Source organism: Paenibacillus sp. (assembly GCF_035645235.1).
Lineage (GTDB): Bacteria > Bacillota > Bacilli > Paenibacillales > YIM-B00363 > Paenibacillus_AE.
This window is the reverse complement of the sequence record NZ_DASQMZ010000119.1, coordinates 25,600-45,168: the sequence shown is the minus strand read 5'-3', so window position 1 is coordinate 45,168 and position 19,569 is coordinate 25,600. Positions and strand designations below refer to the sequence as shown.

Sequence of the window (19,569 nt, the reverse complement as noted above, 5' to 3'; positions counted from 1 at the left end):
GCTCCCTCTTTCTACGTCTTTATAACGTATAGTACCCTAGGGAGACGACAACAGCTTGTCACGGAACACATGTTCGTATTCGGGGATGGCAGCTACGCTGTGCCGCCGTGCGCGGCGGGCGCGGCTTCGCCCCCGTCCGTCCGTACGTAACGCCGCGTGTGCAAAAACCAAAGACCGGTTTCCTTCACGTGTTCGCCGCTCATCCGGCGCCAAAACTCCGCGTAGGCGGCCACCTGGGGAGCGTATCGCTCAAGGTACGCCGGCTCCTGCGCCGCGCTCATGGCGTCCGTCTTGAAATCGACGATCACCCACCCGTCCTCCTCTTCGAAAACGAGATCGATGACGCCGTTCACGACGCGTTCGAAACCTTCCTCCCGCGAAGACGCGGCGAACGTAAATTCATGGCAGCGGCGCTTCGCCCGCATCGCCCGCTCCCACGTCTCCCCGTTCAGCACGGCGTCGACCATCGCGAGCGCATCGTCCGCCAGCGCCGGGTCCGCGCCTTCCTCCGCCAGCGCCGCGCGGACGACCGCGTCCAGCGCGTCGCGCCGCGCGCCGCTTCCCGCCGCCTCTAGCGCGCGGTGAACCGCCGTCCCGAACGCGGCGCCGCGGCCTTCGGCCGAACGGGGCGGCAGCTCCGCCGCGGCGCCCTTCGCGAGCGACGTGACGCTCGCGACGTCGTACGTGGCGCGCGCCGCCCGCTCCTGCGCGTCGCGCCATGCACGCAGCGACGCTTCCGCGTCGAACGGCCCGTTCCATCGTTCGCGGGGCGATTCGCCGCGGCGCACGTCGTCCAGCTCCGGCTGACCTTCTAATGCGGCGCCCAAGCCGCTCCAAGGATCGATCGCGGGCTTATAGGGATACCGGCTCACGATCGTCAGCTGCTTCGCCCGGGTCGCGGCGACATACAAGAGCCGATCGCGCTCCGCCAGCATATATTCGCGCTCCTTCTCGACGAGCGCGTCCCAGCCGAGCGGCTGCGCGACGATCTCGGTCTGGAAATCCTTCCGCCGCGCGATCGCGAAATACCCGGTCGCCGGTTCGCGGAGACGATCGATATGCTCCGTCGCGTCTCGGTCCGAATCGCCGCACGGGCAAGCGAGGAAGACGATCGGCGCCTCCAGCCCTTTGGCCTTATGCAAATTCATAATGCGTACCGCGCGCCCTGCGCCCGCGAACAACGAGGCGCCCTCCAGCCCGTTCGCCTCCGACAGCTCGGCGAGCCGCCGGGAGAGGACGGACCAATCCGACGCCGCGTCCGCTTCGGCTCCGATCGTCTCGAACAGCTTCGCCAGCGTCCCCGACCGAACGGCGCCAGACGGCTGCACGGCGGCGTACGGCAGGACGCCGAGCCGCTCCGCGATGCGCAGGAACGCGCTGAGCGCAGGCTCCTTCCGCGTCCAGCCCCAAAACTCGCGCAGACGCCCGAGCGCCTCGACGACCGGCCGCGCCGCGTCGGGGACGCTGACGCCCTCCGGCTCTGCGCCGAGCAGCGAGAGGCGGCGCACCGCGGTCGTGTACGCATATAACGCCGCGTCGCTGACGCCGAACAACGGCCCGCGCAGGACAGCGAGCAGCGGCAGCCGATCGTACGGGTCCGCCAAGCACGCGGCCAGCGTGCGAAGCGCGGCAAGCTCGTCGTACCGCGCAAGGCTGCCGGACGTTTCCGCCGGCACGCCGTACGCCTCGAGCCGTTCGGCGTATAAGCCGAGGAACTCTCGGTATTTCACGAGGATCAGAAAGTCGTCCGGCCGCGCGGGCCGCGTCGTTTCCTTGCCGCCCTGCCGTTCTGCGACCGATACGCGCCCGTCGCAAGCCCAGGCGATCCAGCGCGCGATCCGGTCCGCGTCCTCCGCGGCGATATCCGCCTTCCGGTCGTACTCCGCCTTGCTCGCCGTCAACGTGTACACCCCGTGCCAAAGCCCCTTGCCGGCCGGATTGGGTCGCGCGGGCAGCATCGGCACGAAGTCCGCTTGCGCGTCGCTCGAGCGGCCCGGCGGAAGAAACTTGGCTTCGAACGCATAGTTGACGAAGTCGCCGATCGCGCGCGCCGACCGGAAGTTTCGCGTCAGCCGAAGCACATCCCCGTTCGCGGCCAGGATCCGTTTCACAAAGTTGTAGGTCGAGATGTCCGCCCGGCGGAACCGGTAAATCGACTGCTTCGGATCCCCGACGATAAATAACGAGCCGGGCTTAGGGCGCTGCTTCCGCCAATCCCGCTCCCCCGGATCGCCGCCCGTGAGCAGCAGCATCATTTCCGCCTGAATCGGATCGGTATCTTGGAATTCGTCGACGAACAGCCGGGTATACCGCGACGAGAAATACCGGCGCGCCTCCGGCCGCTCCCGCAGCAGCTCGGTCGCTTTCATGAGCAGGTCTTGGAACGAAAGCGCGCCTTCGCGCAGCCGACGCTCCTTCGCGTACGCGACGGCCGGCAGGACGAACCGGACGACGTGCGGATGCAAGTACTCTCGCCACGACCGAAAGAACGGCTGCAGCACCTCGAGGCGCAGCGCGGCGAAACGCTCCTTCAGCGCCTTCGCCGCGGCCGGATCGGGCCAGCGCTTCAGCGTCGGCGTAAGCGAGCGGTCGAACGTCGCGGCGAGCGCCAACAACGCCAAGTCCTCCCCGACGTCCCGGCTGCGGAGGAACGCCGACGCGTTGCGTACGGCTTGCTGCAATGCGTCCCAGCCGGCGTCCGGGCGGTGAGACGGCAGGGCGCGCGCCGCTTCCTCGAGCAAGGGCAGCAGCGACGCCCGGAGCGGTCCGAAATCCGGCCGCGGCGCCGCCTCCGTGTAAACCCGCACATCCTCGTACATCGCCGCGCATAAGTAGACGGCGCGCATATCCTCCACGTGCACGCCGAGCTCGGCCAACCGGTCGATCGCCCCGGCGTCGCGTTCCCGAAGCTCGAGCAAATAGTCGTCCCAATACGCCTCCAGCCGCTCCCGGCTTTCGGCCTCGTCCGCCTCCCGGAAGTCCGGGTCAAGTCCGGCGTCGATCGGACGCTCGCGGAGCAGTCGTCCGCAGAAGGCGTGGATCGTGCCGACGAACCCTTCGGGCAGCTGCCGGAGCGCGGCCGACAGCCGCTCCTTCACGGCCTCGTCCGCCGCCTCGCGCAGGCGCGACTCCAATCGGAGGCGGAACCGGCCCCGCAGCTCCGCGGCCGCCTTGTTCGTGAAAGTGATCGCGGCCATGCTCCGCACCTCCGCCTTCCCGGCTTCGACCAGCGCAAGCATCCGGCCGACCAACGATGTCGTCTTGCCCGAGCCCGCGCCGGCTTCGACCAAGAAGGAAGTATCCAGATCGGCTTCGATGCGGCGCCGCGCCGCTTCGTCCTCCAGCATCGCCGCTTCCGTATTAAACATAGCCGTTCACCTCCAGCAGCGGCGCCAGCCGCTCCCGGTTTTCCGGAAACGAGCGCGCCTGTTTTTTCCACTCCGCATGCGATCCGCAGACGCCTGCGTAGTCGCAGCGCCGGCACAGCTCCGGCTTCTCGGTCGGCGGGAACAGTCCGCCCCGGATCGACTCCAGCATGCGGCGCAAGAGCGCGACGGTCTCGTCCCGGCGTCCGGCCTGCGGCCGCAGCGCCTCCTCGCCGAGCCCGCGCTCGGTCGGGAACGCATACGCCGCCTCGAGCACGACGCCCTCCGGATCCGCGCCCTCGCGCCGCATCCACTGCTCCGCCGCGAGCGCGTACAACGCATGCTGAAGCTGCGCGCCGCCTGCGAAGAACGAGCCCTCCTCGTAGTACTTGGGCTGGCCCGTCTTGTAATCGATAATTTTATAACGATGAGGCTCCGTCTCGTCGATGCGGTCGACGATGCCGCGAATCGGCAGTACGTCGCCGTCCCCGAGATCCAGCAGGAACGCGCCGTCCTCCCGATGAAGCTCGAGCTCGAGCCACCTCGCCCGAGAGCGCCGGCGCTGCTCCATTCGCCAAAACACCTCGACGTCCCTTCGGATCGACTCGCGTTCCTTCTCGTAAATATGCGGGCTCGGCGCCGGGATGCGCTCCGCCGTCTTCGCCAGCTCCTTCTCGCAATAATCGTCCAGCGCCGCGCGGTCATGGCGCCCCCCCGACGCGACGGAAGACATATACGCATAGAAAATGCCGTGCAGCAGCTGCCCGCGCTGCAAGGCGTCGAGCCACCGCGTCCGGTCGTATTCGACGACCTCCTTCGGCCGAACCCCGAGCACTTCGCGGAAGAAGAAAAGCAGCGGACACTTGGCGTACGTCTCCAGCTTGCTTGCGCTGAACGCCTCCGGCAGCCCTGCCGGCGCCGCGCCCTCCCCGGCGCCCGCGCTTCCGACGATGCCGTCGTACGCGCCGATCGCCGGCTCCATGCGCGCCTCGGCAGCCGTTCTGCCGTCCGCGAGGGAACGGAACGACGCCAGGACGACCGGCGCGCCGTCCCGAAGCAGCCGTTCGGGCGTGGCCAGCTCGCGAAGGAGGGCGTCATCCAGGTCGAGGAGCATCCCCCCGGCCGCGCCGCCGCCCCACCCCGCCGGATCGCCGAGCGCCGCGGACAGCGCTTCGAAATCCGCGTCCGGGGCCTGGGCGGCGGCGCGAAACCATTGGAGCAGCTCGAAGGCGGGACTCGGCGTCGAGCCGTCCGCGAGACGCAAGCCGCTGAACCCCGCCGCGCAGGCGCCGCGCACCGCGCCGAGTCGGCGCCCTCGCGCTTGCCGCGCGGCTCGCGCCCGTTCGGCGCTCGTCTCCAGCTCGTCGGACAGCCGGCTTCGCTCGCCGTCGGTCAGGACGGGATCTTCCCGAACCGTCGACGCCCAGGCGTCCTCGTGCATCCCGAGCACGATCGTAACACGGCGCCCCGACAGCCCGCCGCGGTCGACGGGGGCGACGTGCAGCTTGCCCGGCTGCGGCGTGCCGTCCGACTCGGCCGCGAACGCGTCCCAGCGCCGGCGCACCGCCCGAACGGCCGCGTCGTCGCCGACCGGGTCCGTCGCCCAACGGCCGAGCACGCGGCGAAGCTCCGCCGCGAAGGCGGCCGTCTCCGCGTCTCCGCGGGAAGCCGGCGGTCCGCATTCGTCCAAGAACGCCGCCAACCCTTCGGCGACATGCGCGGCGGACCAATCCGCCGGCGCCTCGGGCAGCGCCGCGAAGGCGCGGCGGCACAGTCCGTCGAGCCACTCGGCCGCCGCTCGTTCGCCCTCTTGCGCATAAGCTTCGGAAGCTAACGCCTTATACCGCTCCCGCCCCCACCCGATGCCCGAAGCTTCCAGCAGCCGGACGGCGGTCGAGCGGCCGAAACTCGCCTCTTCCGGAAGGCGAAGGAGCCCTTGCGCGACCGCCTCCGCCAGAACGTCCGCTCGGAAGCCGCTCTCCAGCCATTCCAAATACGAATAAGCGGCTTTCCCCCGTTGAAAGCAGCGCGGAGGCACTCCATGGGCGAACGTGGCGTCGATCCCGAACCGCCGGCACAGCGCGTACGCGGCGGCCGAGTACCCGTCGGCGTCGGACAGCAGCAGCTCGCATTCGTCCCAAGCGGCCCCGGACGCCGCGAACCGGCGCAGCGCCTCCTTCGTCTCCGACAGCGGACCGAGCCCTTGAAAGAACGAAGACCGCTCGAACGGGAACCCCGATGCCGGTTCCAAGAAATCCGGCTCCGGCGGCAGCGTCTCGACGCGCCCGCCCGCGACGCGCTCGAGCATAGCCCGGGCCGCCGCCGACAGCCGGAGTCCCCCGTCCACGATGTAAAGCGTCTCGTCCCCGCCGTTCGCCGGCGGCGCCGCAAGCTTCGCCATGCCGGCGAAGTCGACGAGCCGGTGCCGAGCGAGCGTCTCCTCGTATGCGGCAAGCAAACCTCGCAAAAACCGAGCCTTCTCCGGCAGCTCGAATGCCGCGTCGACGAGGCGCTCCGCCTCGACGCCCGCCTCCCTCAGCTCGAGCAGCGTCCGGTGAAACCGTTCCGCCACGCCGGGCGTCGCGAGCGCCTCCGGCACATAGCCGCCCCAGCGTCCGTCCGCCGCCGCCGTCCGCAACAGCGAGCAGACGATCCAGTACGTCTCTTCCGGAGGCGCGTACGAGACGGCCGCGGCGGCCATCGCCTCCTTCGCGCGCTCCGCCGCCGCCCCGTGCGCGGTACGCACCTCCAGGTTCATGACCGGTCCGTACGTCCGAGCCATGCGCTGCACGCAAATATGCCCGCTCGCGTAGCTGTCGACGATCCACACCTTCCTCGCCAACGGACGCTCCGAGACGAGCTCATACAATCGGCGCAACGCTCGCGTCATTCTAATCCCCCCTTGGCATCCGCCCCTCGCGCATGCCGAATGGATACTATTTCTTTGCCCGTCACGAATTTCCTTCCCATTTCTATACCAGCAGTATAGCGCGCGCCCGGGACAGCCGGCTGTCACGGAACGCATGTTCCTCTTTTAATTAATGACGTAATAGGACAACGCGCCCCGCGCATATCCATGAGCAAGGAGGGGAGGAGCATGCGTTTTACGATCGAATATATCCCTCTGCGAAACCTCGACGCGAACGCCAACGTCCGGTTTACCGACCGGATCAAGCAGCTGCGGCGCGTCGTCTGGGACAGCTCGCACCTGCTGGCCGTCAGGCGGAACGGCAAAGGCGGACGATATACGATCGTCGGCGGCCACGACCGATACCGTTACTTGAAGGCGCACACGAATAAGGCGTACGCGCCTTGCGTGCTCGACGATGCGTCGGAGAAACGGACCGGAGCGATTCCGTCCTGGATTCGTAAATTTAGAAACCGTCGTTTGCCGAAAGCCTTTCCCAACATCCACCCGGAAAACGTCTCCCCCGCCGCCTGGTCGATCATCCGCGCGTTCGCGAAGGAAGAGCCCCGGTTCGCGAAACTGACGCGCGTGCAACAAATTAAGGTGCTGCTCGTCGCGGTGCGATACAAGAAAACCGTCGTACGCGCCATGAGGTCGCTGGTCGACGAGCTGTCGAGCAAGACCCCCTCGTAATCCGCGAACGCGAACAAGGCCGCCCGCGCGTCGATACGTCGACGCGGGAGCGGCCTTTCTTATAAGCCGTGAACGCGTTATTTCGCGTCCGGCAAATGCTTCGTGCAATTATACAACAGGCAAGTCCAAGCGTCGTCGTCGAGCCGCATGACGGTGAGCGACGTATTGCCGAGATGCGCCTCCATCTCCTCCCGAGGGGCCAGTCGGCGAAGCGTGTTGCCGATCAAGGCGCCGTGGCTGACGATCAGCACCCGCATTCCGGCATGCCGGGCGAGGACGTCCGCGACGAACGAAGCCCCTCGCCCGGCGGCTTCCTCGGGCTTCTCGCGGCCGAAGGGCAGCGATTCCCAGCCGGGACCGTGGTCCCTCAGCCGTTCCTCGAGCGTCGTGCCCTCCATCGAGCCGAAGCTGATTTCCCGAAGTCTCGCGTCGACGGAGACCGGCAGCCCGAGGGCGGCCCCGATCGTCTCCGCCGTCTCCCTTGCCCGCGACAAATCGCTGGCGTACAACGCATCCCACGGCGGCTCGTCCTTCAGCCGCTCGGCCAGCCGCCGCGCTTGCTCCCGCCCCGTGTCATTCAACGGAATATCCGTTTGCCCTTGCGCCCGCCGCTCTACGTTCCAATCCGTCACGCCATGCCTTACCCAGCCGATCGTCGTCATTGTTTTCGTCCTTTCGCTTATCGTGTTGCGGGAGTTTCCCGTTCGTCATGCCGCGCGGTCCGCGCGCCCCTTCCCGCGCGAACCAAAATAAACATAAAAAGATTGCCGCTTTCATAACGTTCTTGGCCCGAATATGTTATAGTTTGCTTAAAGGCGCGGTTCGAGAGTCCGGAACCGCCGCTCGCACGACGAAAGGTTAGGGAACCGGATGGACATCTCCAGACTCTCAAAACTATATATCGACACAACGGAAGACTTGCTGTTTTTGGTGACGGTGGAAGGCGCGTCCCCGCCGTACACGTTCCGTTTTCAATCCGCGAACCCCGCGTACTTTCGAAACACCGGCCTTCCGCCGGATATTATCGGCCGGACCGTGGCGGAGACGCTGCCGAGAGACGTCGTCGATTTCGTGCAAACCCGCTTCACGGAGGCGGTCAACGTACGCCGTTCGATCAAATACGAGGAGCCGGTCACCTTCCTCGGCAACCGCATGGTCGTCGAGACGACGTTGACCCCGTTCTACGGCGAAGACGGGCGAGCGGAGTCGCTCCTCGGCGTGACGCGGGACATTACCGAGCGGAAGGCGTCCGAGCGCTTTATTCGCGAAAGCGAAGAGCGGTACCGAACGCTGGTCCAGCTGTCGCCCGACGCGATATTGATTCACGACGACGGTAAGATCGTGTTTTGCAACGACGCGTGCGCCCGTCTCGTCGCCGCGGATCATCCGGAAGAATTGTTCGGCGCTTCGTTATATGATTATATCTCTCCGGACGAACGCCGCAATATCGCTTCCCGCTTACAGCGCATGTATTTGTCCGGCGTCGCGGAGGCGGCGCCGCTCGAAACGAAGATCATTCGGCGCACGGGAGAATCGATCGACGTCGAAGGCACCTCCGCCTTCGTGGAGCACGACGGCAAGAAGCTGCTGCAGGTCGTGCTTCGGGACGTCACGAAGCGCAGCCTCGAGAAGGAGCGGCTGCAGCGGCTGTCGCAGCTGGACGGCCTGACGAATATCGCCAATCGCCGCTATTTCGACGCCGTGCTTTACCGCGAGGTTAACCGCGCGCGCCGGAACAAGCTGCCGCTCGCCTTGTTGTTGTGCGACATCGACAACTTTAAGAAATACAACGACCTCTACGGTCACCTGACGGGCGACGAGTGTCTCAAGCGCGTCACGCGCGCGGCCGGCGAGCTGCTAAAGCGCCCCGGCGACCTGCTGGCTCGGTTCGGCGGCGAAGAATTCGCGGTGCTGCTGCCGGAGACGGACGAATACGGCGCGATTATCGTCGCGGAGCAGCTGCGCTCCGCCATCGCGGCGCTTCGCATTCCGCACGGCGACTCGGACGTCGGCGGCATCGTGACCGTCAGCGTCGGCGTCTCGAGCATGACGCGGCCGTCCACGTCCGATATCGTGCCGCTGATCGAGCGGGCGGACCGCGCGCTGTACGCGGCTAAGCGCGCCGGCAAAAACCGGGTGGACGTCTACCGCCCCCAACCATTCGAACGATGAAGGAGACGGACCGTGCAAAGATATAACTTTTTCCGACCGCTATTGATTTTACTTGTCGCCTTCGCCGTGAACAACCTCGTAACGCTCCTATGCAACGGCATGGGCGTCGCGCCGGAGACGACGGAAAGCATCGCGCTGATCGCCATGGTGCTCGCGGCGCTGCTTACGTATGTCCGGCTGACCCGCAACCGCCGCAAGAAATAAAGCGCTACTCCGAACCGAGGCACCAGGCGATGCGCCGTCGCAGCGCCGCGGCGACGTCCTCCCCGGCAAGCGCGGCTTCGGTATGCGCCGGCGTATAGCAGCAAACCCGGCCGCGTCCGAACGCGTGCGCCCACCCTGCGATCGACGCGCCGTCGACGGAAGAGGAGCGCAGAAACACGTCCGTGCGCGATTCGTCGCAGGCGACGAAGTAATGCTCGTCATACAGCTCGTAGGACGGTTCTTCCGGAGTCGCGCCTTCGTAACGGACCCATTGGTGCGCCGCGGGATGGGACAAGAAGCAGCCTCGAAGCATGCCGACGTAAGCGCCTTCCGGGTCGTAGCTGGCCAACCCCGAATGCCAAGCGAGCCAGCTCCCTCCGTCCTCTACGTAAGCAGCGATGCGGCGCTGCAGCGCTTCGTCCATCCACCGGCGCGGAGCCGGCGCTTCGGGATCGACGCGATCCTCCTTGAATAGGACGACCAGCTCCGGCCGCTCCTCCAATGCTTCGGCGAGCGCCGACTCGTCCGCCAGCCGAAGCTCGACGTCCGGCAGCGGCGCGAGCGCCCGCCGCAGCGCCCCTTCCGCCCAGTCCGCACGATGATAGTAGTCTCCCAATACGGCGACAATCCGCTGTGCCATCTCCCGCTTCGCCTCCTTCAGGTTTTCTTGCTGTTGAATTCGATGACGTTCCCGTCCGGGTCGGCCGCGAACAGCTGATGCCAGCCGGTCACGCTGTTCGGCCGGTCGTCGCAGGGCCATCCTGCGGCGTCGAGGCGCGCTTTCACCTCCGCCGCATCGCGCACGCGGACGGCGAAATGGCCGTCCCTCGAATCGATGGTCGTTGCGCCCCGGAGCGTCTTCGCACCCTCATGGACGATCAGATGAAGCTGGTCCTCCCCGATGGCGTACCAGGCGCCCGGGAACGGAAACGCCGGGCGATCCGGCAATAACTCCAGCCCGAGCACTTCGCCGTAAAACCGCTTCGCTCGCTCCAAATCCGTAACGACGAGGGCGACATGGTGCAGCGCTTCAAACAAGGCGCTCCTCTCCTTTCGCAGCATGCGTGGACTGATTTTGCGGGGACGCGCGTCCCTCGGATTTCCCATTGCTTCCCATTGTAGCATAAAGAGCCGTACCGAAGTCGACAACATGTCTCCTTCCGGTACGGCTCTGACGTCGCATCTAGGTTACACCTTCGCCGGAACGACGACGCGCAGCCCGGCGGGCGCGACCGAAATCGTCGCGTCGCCCGCGTCCGCCCCTTCCCCGTCCGCCTGTCCGTACAGCCGTCTGTCGCTCCGCACGCGGACCTCGCGGCCGCGGAGCATCGTCACGTACGGCAGGTCAAGGTGCGTCCCCCGGTAAAGACGCGGGAAGTACCGGAGCAGCCGCCATCGCGACAAGCCGTGGACGACGCACACGTCCAACGCGCCGTCCGTCGGCGAAGCTTCCGGGCAAATCCGCATCCCCCCGCCGAAGGCAGGCATGTTCGCGGCGACGGCCAGCCAGACGCCTTCGAATTCGCGGGGAACGCCGTCCACCTCGATGCCGACGCGCGCGGGACGGTACGCGCCGAGCGCCGCCAGCACGGCGAACGGGTAAGCCAATGCGCCGAGTCCCAGCGCATTCATGCTCCGCTTCCACTGCGCCCGATTCGCGATGCGGCCCACCTCCCCGTCGAAGCCGGCGCCGAACGAATTGACGAACGGCCGCCCGTTCGCGCGCCCCACGTCGATCGCGACCGTATGCCCGGCGATCAACGCGTCGACCGCTTCCGACGGGCCGGCGGGCAGGCGAAGGCAACGGGCGAAGTCGTTGCCGGACCCCGCGGGGATATGACCGAGCGGCACATTCGACCCGAGGAGGCCGGCGACGACCTCATGAACCGTACCGTCGCCGCCGACCGCGACGATCGACGCATAACCGCCGTCCCTCGCCATTCGCTGCGCGAGCGCCGTCGCATGGCCGGACGACGACGTCGCCGCGGCCGCATACCGGACGCCGCGCCGCGAAAGCTCCCGCTCGACCGCCGCCCAAACCTTCGCTCCGCGGCCGCTGCCGGAAGCGCCGTTTACGATGAATGCCAGCCTCTCCGTCATGGCGTCCCTCCGCCGTCCTAAACGATGATGTTGATGTCGAACTCGCCGATGCGGTCCACCCGAAGCGGAATGCTGACGGCCTTCTTGCCCGTATCGATCGTCGTGTCCTCCACCAGCTTCGGCGGAGTAATGTCCACGGTAATGCCGTTGTGATACAGCATTGTGCTGGCGTTGCCGCTGATCATATTGCCGAGCTCCGCGACCGCGCTGCGGCACATGTCGTCGACCTCCGTAACGACATACCCGCCAAGCATCGTCGACACCATATTCATCGCCATGCGGTCCGGGAAGCCGAACAAGATTTCCTTCTCCACCTGTCCATGAATCCGAATTTTCAACCAAACGTAATTGTCCGCGAATTGAATTTCTTTCATATGAAGTTTTCCTACGGTCGGCTTCACCTGGATAATCGTTTCGATGACTTGTACGGATGATGTCAGGAACGGGTTAATCAGTTCGGCCTGCAAGTCGGCATCCCCCTCTATGTCCTCGAATCGGAAAAGAAAAATGAACGCCCGCATCCACGGGCGTCCATTCGAAAACGAACGATCGTCTCCGAACTTTCGGCAACCCAGCTGCCTTAGTAGTCCCTTAGGCCTGTGGCTTTGCGCCCCTACCTTTCGATAGGTTTGCCTTTATCGATTTTGAAGACTAGTAATATATGCATATTTTAACACATGAAATCGATATCGCACTACATGAATTTATCGAATTCGTGGAAATGTTTGCGGATTCGACATGCTTACTTCTTATGTGCGGCGATCCGATCGATTCCCCTTACGACGCCTAGCAGCCCTACGCACAACGCGAAGGCGATCGCTTCCAGCTGCAGCAGATACCAAGGCCACGGCGCCAGCACGTCAAGCAGCGAGCCCGTCGGCGGCTTGCGGGCGACGAACATGAAGTTTTCCCCGGTCGCCGCATTGACGATCCCCGCCGCGCCGGCGAACGCGTTCAACCATAGGAGCGCTTTAAAGACCGATTTCGCCGTCGGCCGAAACCCGTCCACGGCGGTGAGAAATACCGATGCGGCGATAATCGCGATATGGGCGAGAAAGAAATGGAAATAGCGGAAATCGGGAAAGCCGACCGTCAAATAGGGGGTAGCCAGCGCCTGCATCGCGCCTAAAATTCCTAAAAAAAACGAGACCTCGTACGCCCTTCGGCTGCGCGCCGCCACCGCGTACGCCGATACCCATACCATTAACGTACATAACTGGAAGGGCAGCGCATACCAGCCCCAAGCGTCCCGAACCGTGTACGATCCGTACAACGCCAGCTCCGAACCGATCAGCGCCGCAGCCAGCGTATACCGCGCGATGCGGTTCGGGACGGGCCGGCGAAGGGCGGCGCGGAAGACGATCAAGGCGGCGACGACCGCGGCGCAGGCGAACAAACCCCAAAGATGCTCTCCGGATAAAAACGCGAACGGCTCGTTCAATCGGATTTCCCCTCTCTTTCGCGAATGCGAAAGGAGCGTTCCGCTGCGGCGCGGAACGCTCCACTCTCTTGCTTCCTCGTCGATTCAATACTTCTTGTCCGGGCCGAGCCGATTGACGGCCGGCGGCTCGCCCTTCAAATAGAACTCTAGGTTCCTTACGAAAATGTCGACCGCTCGTTCCGCGTATTTCTCCGTCGAACCGGCCGAGTGCGGCGTAACGATGACGTTATCCATCGACCACAGCGGGTGATCCTGCGGCAGCGGCTCCTCTTCGAATACGTCCAGACCCGCGCCCGCGATGCTTCCCTCGCGCAGCGCGGCGAGCAACGCCTCCGTATCGACGGCGGCGCCTCGGCTGACGTTGACGAAGAACGCCGTCGGCTTCATCGCTTCGAATTCGGCGGCCCCGAACAGATGCTTCGTCTCCTCCGTCGAGGGGACGAGAGAGACGACGTAGTCGCAGGCCGGCAGCATCTCGCGCAGTCCGCCGGGACCGTACATCTCGTCGACGTACGGCGCGGGCGCCCCGGATCTGCGCATGCCGAGCACTCGCATCCCGAACGCCTTCCCAAGGCGCGCCGTCTCCTCCCCGATCGCTCCAACGCCGACGATGCCGAGCGTACGGCCGTGGAGTTCGAGCTTCAGGCCGCCGTGATCCCATTTCCGCTCGGCTTGATTCCGGATATAGACGTGCAAATTTCTCGTGAACGCCAGCAGCAAGGCGAAGATGCTCTCGGAGATCGGGTAGGCGTGCACCCCATTCGCGCTGGTCAGGACGATGCCACGCTCCAAATATCGATCGACCTCCAAGTGGTCCATGCCGGCGCTCCAGCTTTGCAGCCATCTCGCTTTGGAATCGTCGGACAGGACGACCCGTTCCAGCCCGCTCCTCCAGCCGACGACGATCTCGGCATCGCGCACGGCATCGTCGGTCGCCTCTTCGCCGAACGCGACGTTCCACCCCGCCGCGGCCTCGCGAATGCGGGAACGCTCCTTCTCCCTCAATTTGGGCAATACGGCGATGCTGCGCATGCTCCATCGCTCCTTCCCTATTCGTGAAAAATCCCTTGGACGGGAACCGCCCAAGGGAATATCGGATTACACGCGAACGTCCAAAACCTTCCCTAACGTCGGGTGCGGCGCGGGAGCCGCGGGCTGCGCGGTGGCGAGTACGGATAACATCTGCGCGGCGTTGGCTTCCGCCGTCTCCTTCACCTTGCCGTACAGCGCGAGAGAGACGTCCCGCCTCAGCATTACGGTCTCGAGCGAAAGCTCCATCATTTCCCTCCTCCCAAATTAACGACTCTATTATACCCGACTAGGATATGGGAATCAATGGCGATCGGCGGGGGCGTACCTAGACCGGAGATGGTTGCCATGGCGAATCTTTCATCTGGTATAATAGCCCTATTCCTATTTATAGAAACAGGTGAACAACCATGTCGAACGCAGCCTCCCCGGGACCGTCTTACCGCCCCCCCGTCCCCGCGAAGAGACGAAAAAACCGCCGCACGCTGCGGGGGCGCATCGCCCGCAATATGCACTTTTTGTCCTTAATTAATTTATTCCTGTTTTGCTGCGTGCTGATGTACTTATTGACCGGCGTCTTTCGCCCGATCAGCTATTCGGTGTCGAGCTACTTCGCAAAGTCGATCGCGGACGATCTCGCCTCCCCGATGGCGCTGCGGTATTTCGGCGTCTCCTCGCTCTCCGAGCTCGACCCGCAGGATCCGGAGGTCGACGCCTGGATCCGCGAGACCATCGACAAAGTCACAAAGTACGGGCAGCTCCCCTGGGCTGTCGAATTTACGCTCGAGGGCGACAAGCTGGAGGGACGCCCCGTGCAGGAAGACGTCGTATACGTCGAACTTACCCTGAACGGCGCCCGCCCCTACGACAATCTTCCGCGAATGGCCAAGATGGAAGACCCCGACGTTCGCAAGCTCATCGAATATTACAAGACCGAATCGCGTCACCCGATCGTGGACGAAGCGACCGGAGCGGAAATCGGGTCGATCATGGTCGGGATCAATCCGACCATCCCCCTAGCGCTCACGATCGGGCTCGGCCTCGCCATGCTCGCGCTCCTCCTCGCCGCGCTGTTGATTACGAAGCTGATCGGCAAGCTTCTTGCGGTGCCGTTGATCGCCCCGATCACGCAGCTGGAGCAGAAGGTCAAGGCCATCGCCGAAGGCGACTTCGAAGCGACGCTGGACGCCAAGATCGAACTCAAGCGGCCGCTTCGGGAAATCGAATCGCTGATGGACTCGACGAACCGCATTATGGAAAACATGCAGCGGTACGCCGAGCAGCTCCAGCAGCAGAAGGCGACCGTCGAAGAGCAGAACGACGAGCTCGAAGCGCAAAACGACGAGCTCGTCCGTTCGAAGGCCCGGCTGCAGGAGGCGCAAGCGCTGCTCACCGAGCGCGAGCGCAGCGTGCGCAACTTGCTCGACAACGCGAAGCAAGGCTTCCTGACCTTCGGGCCGGACTTGCTCGTGGACGACGAATATAGCCGGGAATGCGAGCGCTTGTACGGAGGTCCGATCGCAGGCCGCTCGTTCCCGGAGATGCTCGCCCCCTTCGACGAGGAGCAGCGGCTGTTCGTCGAGCGGCTTCTGCGCAAGCTGTTCGACGAACGCGACCCCGGCAAGCGGCAAGTGCTGCTGCCGCTGCTGCCGGAGGAGACGAAGCTCGGCGCGACGTATGTGCAGATCGAATACGCCATGATCGCCGACCGCAAGGAGAACGGCGAGACGACGGAAACCTGCATGGCGATCCTGACCGACATTACCGAGAAGCGGCACCTGCAAAGCCGCATGGAACAAGAGCGCAATACGCTGCAGACGGTCGTCAAGGTCGTCGTCGATTATAACGCGTATGCCTCTCTCGTCCGCGCGTTCGGCGAATGGTGCGCCATGCCTTTCGGGGCCGACATCCGGGAGGACGGCATGAAGGCGGCGCTGTTCGACCTGTTTCGCGTAGTGCATACGTTCAAGGGCAGCTTCGCTCAAATCGGCATGACGCGGCTCGCGGATCGGCTCCACGAGGTGGAGTCGATCATCTCGGGCTGGAGCAAGCGTCCGGTCCCGCCGACCGCCGAAGCCGTCATTGCCGGACTCGAGGAGCTGCGCATGCCGGCATGGCTGGAGGAGGAGCAAGCCGTGCTTCGAGGCGTGCTCGGAGATGCGTTCTTCGAGCAGGACGAAGTGCTGCTCGTTGACCGCGCGAAGCTCGTCGAGCTCGAACGCATGCTGATGGCGACGCTCTCGCCTGCGGATTGCAAGCTGCTCCTGCCGGAGCTGCGGAAAATACGCTTTAAGCCGTTCCGAGAGCTTCTAGCCTCCTACCCGGGCTACGTCGAAGGTCTTGCGGAGCGGTTCGACAAGATGATTCGCCCGTTCGAGATTGAAGGCGGCGACTTCCCGGTCGACGGCGAGACGTATTTGCCGCTCGCCCGCTCGCTCGTCCATGTGTTCCGCAACGCCGTCGACCACGGCCTCGAGTCGCCGGACGAACGCGCCGCCCTCGGCAAGGAAGAATACGGCTCGATCCGTTGCGCGGTTGCGCTCGAAGGAGACGCCGTCCGCATCGATATTCGCGACGACGGCCGCGGCATCGACGCGGACAAGCTCGTCCGCAAGGCGGTGGAGCAAGGGGCCCTCGACGAGGAGACCGCCGCCTCGCTCGCCCCGGAAGCGGCGCTCGAGCTCGTCTTCCTCGGCGAGCTCTCGTCCAAGGACGAGGTCACGGAATGGTCCGGGCGGGGCGTCGGCCTCTCCTCTTTGCGGTACGAGGCCGAGCGGCTCGGCGGATCGGTGACCGTCGCTTCGACGCCGGGCGCCGGCACCGTCTTTTCCGTGACGCTGCCTTACGAATCGCTGAGCGACGTTCCGGCCGTCACCCCCTCCGCCCTGCTTCTTCCGATCGCCGAGACGGCTTCCGCTTTCTTCGCGGAAGCGGCGGGCTTGACGTTCCGGGCGAACGGCGACGTACGCGCCGAAACCGGAGGCAAGATGGCGCTGATGAACTTCTCGACGTTCATGTCGGTGAAGGGCGCCTGCAACGGCTTGTTCGTCCTCACGATGGACGAAGCGACGTCGAGCGAGCTGACGAGACGGCTCGCGTACGGAGCGCTCACGCCGGAGGAAACAAGCGTGTATATGGAAGACACGCTGGCGGAGGCCGCCAACATCGTGCTCGGCAATTCGCTCCGGCGCATGGAAGCGTTGGAAGCGTACCTATCGATCGACCCGCCGATCACCGTATTCACCCAAGGCGCTTCCATGAAGGCGGCGGAATCGGATATGTGGTCCATTGAACTGACGGGCGCGAGCGGCGCCGTCGCGATCGGCTTCATCAAAATGTAAACTTACGGACAAGGACGGGATGCATAACCATGGCGACGATTTTAATCGTAGACGATTCGATATTAATGCGGCGGAATTTGAGAATGATGCTGACGGAGGCCGGGCACGAGATCGTCGGGGAAGCCTCGAACGGCATCGAGGCGTATAAAGAATACGTGAAGACGATGCCGGACATCGTCACGATGGATATTACGATGCCGGTGATGAGCGGCATCGATGCGGTCAAAAAAATTATCGCCTCTTACCCGGAGGCGAACATCGTCATGATCAGCGCGCTGGACCAGCGCAGCATGGTATTCGACGCGATTCAAAACGGCGCGAAGCACTACATCTTAAAACCGATCACCGCGGAGAAGGTGCTGCACACGATCAACGAAGTGCTTCACCAGGAGACGGCCGCGGAGGAAGCGGCGGCCGGCCGCGACAGCTCCGCCGGCGGCGCCGCCGGCACGACGGCTCCGGCCGTCCCTCCGTTCGAAATAACGAACAAGAACGGCGTCTTCGTCGTTGCGCTGCGTCCTTCGATCGGTCCCGCGGAATGGGACGCGATCGGCGGCGCCGTTGCCGGCTTCCAATACATAAAGCCGCTTAAGGTCGTCTTTCACTTCGCCGAACCGGAAGGTTTCGACGATGAAGCGCTATCCCGCGTCGCCGGCTTCGTGAAGCTCGTGCTGAACGCCGGCGGCGCCGCGCGCACGGTTTCGGCCGGCAAAGTGTTGAACGCGCGGCTGAAGACGCTCGACCCGGATTTATTCTCTACGATTTATACTGAGCTTTCCCAGATCGTCATATGAACGAAGGGCATGCGAACGCGGCCGAGCGGCGTTTCGTTCCCCGGGAGCTGCTCACGTATTTGAAAAAGGAATCCATCGACGAGCTGCGGCTCGACGATCACGTCCGGCTCGACATGACGGTGTTATTTTCGGATATTCGCTCGTTCACGACGCTGTCCGAACGGTTGACGCCGGAGGAGACGTTTCGGTTCTTAAATTCCTACCTGTCCCGCATGGAGCCGAGCGTCGAGGCGTTCGGCGGCTTTATCGACAAATTCATCGGCGACTCGATAATGGCGTTGTTCGGCAAGAGCGCGGACGACGCGGTTCGCGCCTCTCTCCATATGCTCGCCGCGCTTCGCGAATACAATCTGGGGCGGCTGCGAGCCGGCTACGAGCCGATTCGCATCGGGATCGGGCTCAACAGCGGTCCGCTGCTGCTCGGCGTCGTCGGCGGGGAGCGCCGGCTGCAAGGCACCGTCATCGGCGACGCCGTTAACGTCGCCTCGCGCGTGGAAGCGTTGAATAAGGCGTACGGTACGACGCTGCTGCTCACCGGCCATACGGTGGACCGGTTGGAGGATCCGAGCCGCTACGCGATGCGCCGCATCGCCACCGTCCAAATCCGCGGCCGGCGGCGCGAGGAGCGCATTTACGAGCTGTTCGAGGCCGATGCGCCGGACATATTCGAGCGGAAGGCCCGCACCAAAGCTGTATTCGAACAGGCGCTCCGCCGATACGAGGAAGGCGCGTACGCGGAGGCAAAGCTGCTGTTCCGGGACGTATCGGACGCCAATCGGTTCGACCTCGTCAGCCGCGCTTACCTGGCCCGATGCGACGCGCCGCCGCCCGGCCCCGCCGCCGAGCCGGAACGCGACCCGGACATCGGCGCGGCGCTGAAGCGGAACGAGCGCCGGTTGGACGAATGGATCGGCGCGAGCGGCGACGGCGGGAACGGCCGCCGGGCGTCCGCTGCGCTCGAGGAGCGCGGCGAGCCGCCGGAGCTGCTGCTCCGACTGCTCGAAGCGTCTCGCATTTATTTCTCCCATCACCTCGGCCTGCAGGTCGATCCAGATCGCTGGGCGGACGTCAAGCCTGTCTGGACCCGTTCCGCGCCGCTGCTCGACATGACCGCCTGCGTCTTCCTCGACGGCGCGATCGGCGGCGGGCTGCTTGTCTCGATCGATATCGAAGGCGCGCTCCTTCTGCTTCACCGCATGAGCTTCGAAGGCTGGTCGGCGGAGGAAGAAATGCCGCTGCTCATGGACGCGCTGGGCGAAGCGCTCAATATCGTCTCCGGCAACAGCCTCCGCATGTTTCAACATTACGCGGATTTCGTAACGATCGACCCGCCCGTCGTTCGGCGTACGTTCCGCAGCGAACTCCGGCCGCCAGAAGGAGTCTGGTCGTGCGAGACGCCGCTCGGCGAAGGCTCGATCCGGTGGTTCGCGGCATTGTAGCGCGTGCGCGCCGCACCGCGCCGCATCGCGTCGCATTGCATCGCACCGCGCAAAAATACCCCGCCCGTAGGTCGGGCAGGGTA

Annotated in this window: 16 protein-coding genes and 1 riboswitch; of the genes, 6 read left to right on the top strand and 10 right to left on the bottom strand. The window is 64.7% G+C overall.

Annotated features, from left to right (window positions below; translation table 11 throughout):
- Positions 1-92: 92 nt before the first annotated feature.
- Together VEZ38_RS10995 and VEZ38_RS10990 are read right to left on the bottom strand one after the other, a co-directional pair.
- Positions 93-3,368, bottom strand: a complete 3,276-nt coding sequence (locus tag VEZ38_RS10995) for a UvrD-helicase domain-containing protein (protein ID WP_324893405.1) — start codon at positions 3,366-3,368, stop codon at positions 93-95.
- The gene (locus VEZ38_RS10990; RefSeq protein WP_324893404.1) at positions 3,361-6,255 is read right to left on the bottom strand and encodes a PD-(D/E)XK nuclease family protein; all 2,895 of its coding nucleotides are present in this window, start codon (positions 6,253-6,255) and stop codon (positions 3,361-3,363) included. Before VEZ38_RS10990 ends, VEZ38_RS10995 begins: the two co-directional genes overlap by 8 nt.
- Positions 6,256-6,462: 207 nt before the next feature.
- On the opposite strand from VEZ38_RS10990, the gene VEZ38_RS10985 reads away from it, so the two are divergent.
- Positions 6,463-6,966, top strand: coding sequence for a hypothetical protein (locus VEZ38_RS10985; protein WP_324893403.1), 504 nt, complete (start codon positions 6,463-6,465; stop codon positions 6,964-6,966).
- A 77-nt stretch (positions 6,967-7,043) separates the two neighbouring features.
- Here VEZ38_RS10985 and VEZ38_RS10980 read toward each other — a convergent pair whose 3' ends face one another.
- Positions 7,044-7,628 (bottom strand): histidine phosphatase family protein, encoded by a 585-nt coding sequence (locus tag VEZ38_RS10980; protein ID WP_324893402.1) that lies wholly within the window; start codon positions 7,626-7,628, stop codon positions 7,044-7,046.
- Positions 7,629-7,836: 208 nt separating this feature from the next.
- Here VEZ38_RS10980 and VEZ38_RS10975 point away from each other — a divergent pair, with 208 nt between their 5' ends.
- Both VEZ38_RS10975 and VEZ38_RS10970 read left to right on the top strand, forming a co-directional pair.
- Complete coding sequence (locus VEZ38_RS10975) at positions 7,837-9,138, top strand: sensor domain-containing diguanylate cyclase (protein WP_324893401.1); 1,302 nt, start codon at positions 7,837-7,839, stop codon at positions 9,136-9,138.
- A 12-nt stretch (positions 9,139-9,150) separates the two neighbouring features.
- Positions 9,151-9,342 carry a hypothetical protein gene (locus VEZ38_RS10970; RefSeq protein ID WP_324893400.1) on the top strand — a complete coding sequence of 64 codons (192 nt, stop codon included), beginning with the start codon at positions 9,151-9,153 and terminating at the stop codon, positions 9,340-9,342.
- Between the two features lie 4 nt (positions 9,343-9,346).
- Here VEZ38_RS10970 and VEZ38_RS10965 read toward each other — a convergent pair whose 3' ends face one another.
- The 7 genes from VEZ38_RS10965 to VEZ38_RS10935 form a co-directional block, all read right to left on the bottom strand.
- Positions 9,347-9,982, bottom strand: coding sequence for a ThuA domain-containing protein (locus VEZ38_RS10965; protein WP_324893399.1), 636 nt, complete (start codon positions 9,980-9,982; stop codon positions 9,347-9,349).
- A gap of 17 nt (positions 9,983-9,999) precedes the next feature.
- Positions 10,000-10,380 carry a VOC family protein gene (locus VEZ38_RS10960; RefSeq protein WP_324893398.1) on the bottom strand — a complete coding sequence of 127 codons (381 nt, stop codon included), beginning with the start codon at positions 10,378-10,380 and terminating at the stop codon, positions 10,000-10,002.
- 150 nt (positions 10,381-10,530) lie between these two features.
- Positions 10,531-11,442 carry a diacylglycerol kinase family protein gene (locus VEZ38_RS10955; RefSeq protein WP_324893397.1) on the bottom strand — a complete coding sequence of 304 codons (912 nt, stop codon included), beginning with the start codon at positions 11,440-11,442 and terminating at the stop codon, positions 10,531-10,533.
- Positions 11,443-11,459: 17 nt separating this feature from the next.
- Positions 11,460-11,909, bottom strand: a complete 450-nt coding sequence (locus tag VEZ38_RS10950; RefSeq protein WP_324893396.1) for a chemotaxis protein CheX — start codon at positions 11,907-11,909, stop codon at positions 11,460-11,462.
- Between the two features lie 95 nt (positions 11,910-12,004).
- Positions 12,005-12,086: riboswitch (cyclic di-GMP riboswitch) on the bottom strand.
- A gap of 98 nt (positions 12,087-12,184) precedes the next feature.
- On the bottom strand, positions 12,185-12,883 hold the full coding sequence (locus VEZ38_RS10945; RefSeq protein WP_324893395.1) for a TIGR02206 family membrane protein: 699 nt from the start codon (positions 12,881-12,883) through the stop codon (positions 12,185-12,187).
- 84 nt (positions 12,884-12,967) lie between these two features.
- Positions 12,968-13,915, bottom strand: a complete 948-nt coding sequence (locus VEZ38_RS10940; protein WP_324893394.1) for a D-2-hydroxyacid dehydrogenase — start codon at positions 13,913-13,915, stop codon at positions 12,968-12,970.
- A gap of 66 nt (positions 13,916-13,981) precedes the next feature.
- Positions 13,982-14,164 (bottom strand): putative motility protein, encoded by a 183-nt coding sequence (locus VEZ38_RS10935; protein ID WP_324893393.1) that lies wholly within the window; start codon positions 14,162-14,164, stop codon positions 13,982-13,984.
- 158 nt (positions 14,165-14,322) lie between these two features.
- Between VEZ38_RS10935 and VEZ38_RS10930 the strand changes: the two genes are divergently transcribed.
- The 3 genes from VEZ38_RS10930 to VEZ38_RS10920 are packed head-to-tail and all read left to right on the top strand — an operon-like array spanning position 14,323 to position 19,486.
- Positions 14,323-17,253 carry an ATP-binding protein gene (locus VEZ38_RS10930; protein ID WP_324893392.1) on the top strand — a complete coding sequence of 977 codons (2,931 nt, stop codon included), beginning with the start codon at positions 14,323-14,325 and terminating at the stop codon, positions 17,251-17,253.
- A 29-nt stretch (positions 17,254-17,282) separates the two neighbouring features.
- The gene (locus tag VEZ38_RS10925) at positions 17,283-18,047 is read left to right on the top strand and encodes a response regulator (protein ID WP_324893391.1); all 765 of its coding nucleotides are present in this window, start codon (positions 17,283-17,285) and stop codon (positions 18,045-18,047) included.
- Positions 18,044-19,486, top strand: coding sequence for an adenylate/guanylate cyclase domain-containing protein (locus VEZ38_RS10920; protein ID WP_324893390.1), 1,443 nt, complete (start codon positions 18,044-18,046; stop codon positions 19,484-19,486). Before VEZ38_RS10925 ends, VEZ38_RS10920 begins: the two co-directional genes overlap by 4 nt.
- Positions 19,487-19,569: the final 83 nt, after the last annotated feature.

Excerpts from the sequence above, each read along its gene's own strand:
- VEZ38_RS10995 (WP_324893405.1), bottom strand. The coding sequence starts at position 3,368 with ATGTTTAATACGGAAGCGGCGATGCTGGAGGACGAAGCGGCGCGGCGC.
- VEZ38_RS10990 (WP_324893404.1), bottom strand. The coding sequence starts at position 6,255 with ATGACGCGAGCGTTGCGCCGATTGTATGAGCTCGTCTCGGAGCGTCCG.
- VEZ38_RS10985 (WP_324893403.1), top strand. The coding sequence starts at position 6,463 with ATGCGTTTTACGATCGAATATATCCCTCTGCGAAACCTCGACGCGAAC.
- VEZ38_RS10980 (WP_324893402.1), bottom strand. The coding sequence starts at position 7,628 with ATGACGACGATCGGCTGGGTAAGGCATGGCGTGACGGATTGGAACGTA.
- VEZ38_RS10975 (WP_324893401.1), top strand. The coding sequence starts at position 7,837 with ATGGACATCTCCAGACTCTCAAAACTATATATCGACACAACGGAAGAC.
- VEZ38_RS10965 (WP_324893399.1), bottom strand. The coding sequence starts at position 9,982 with ATGGCACAGCGGATTGTCGCCGTATTGGGAGACTACTATCATCGTGCG.
- VEZ38_RS10955 (WP_324893397.1), bottom strand. The coding sequence starts at position 11,442 with ATGACGGAGAGGCTGGCATTCATCGTAAACGGCGCTTCCGGCAGCGGC.
- VEZ38_RS10940 (WP_324893394.1), bottom strand. The coding sequence starts at position 13,915 with ATGCGCAGCATCGCCGTATTGCCCAAATTGAGGGAGAAGGAGCGTTCC.
- VEZ38_RS10935 (WP_324893393.1), bottom strand. The coding sequence starts at position 14,164 with ATGATGGAGCTTTCGCTCGAGACCGTAATGCTGAGGCGGGACGTCTCT.
- VEZ38_RS10930 (WP_324893392.1), top strand. The coding sequence starts at position 14,323 with ATGTCGAACGCAGCCTCCCCGGGACCGTCTTACCGCCCCCCCGTCCCC.
- VEZ38_RS10925 (WP_324893391.1), top strand. The coding sequence starts at position 17,283 with ATGGCGACGATTTTAATCGTAGACGATTCGATATTAATGCGGCGGAAT.
- VEZ38_RS10920 (WP_324893390.1), top strand. The coding sequence starts at position 18,044 with ATGAACGAAGGGCATGCGAACGCGGCCGAGCGGCGTTTCGTTCCCCGG.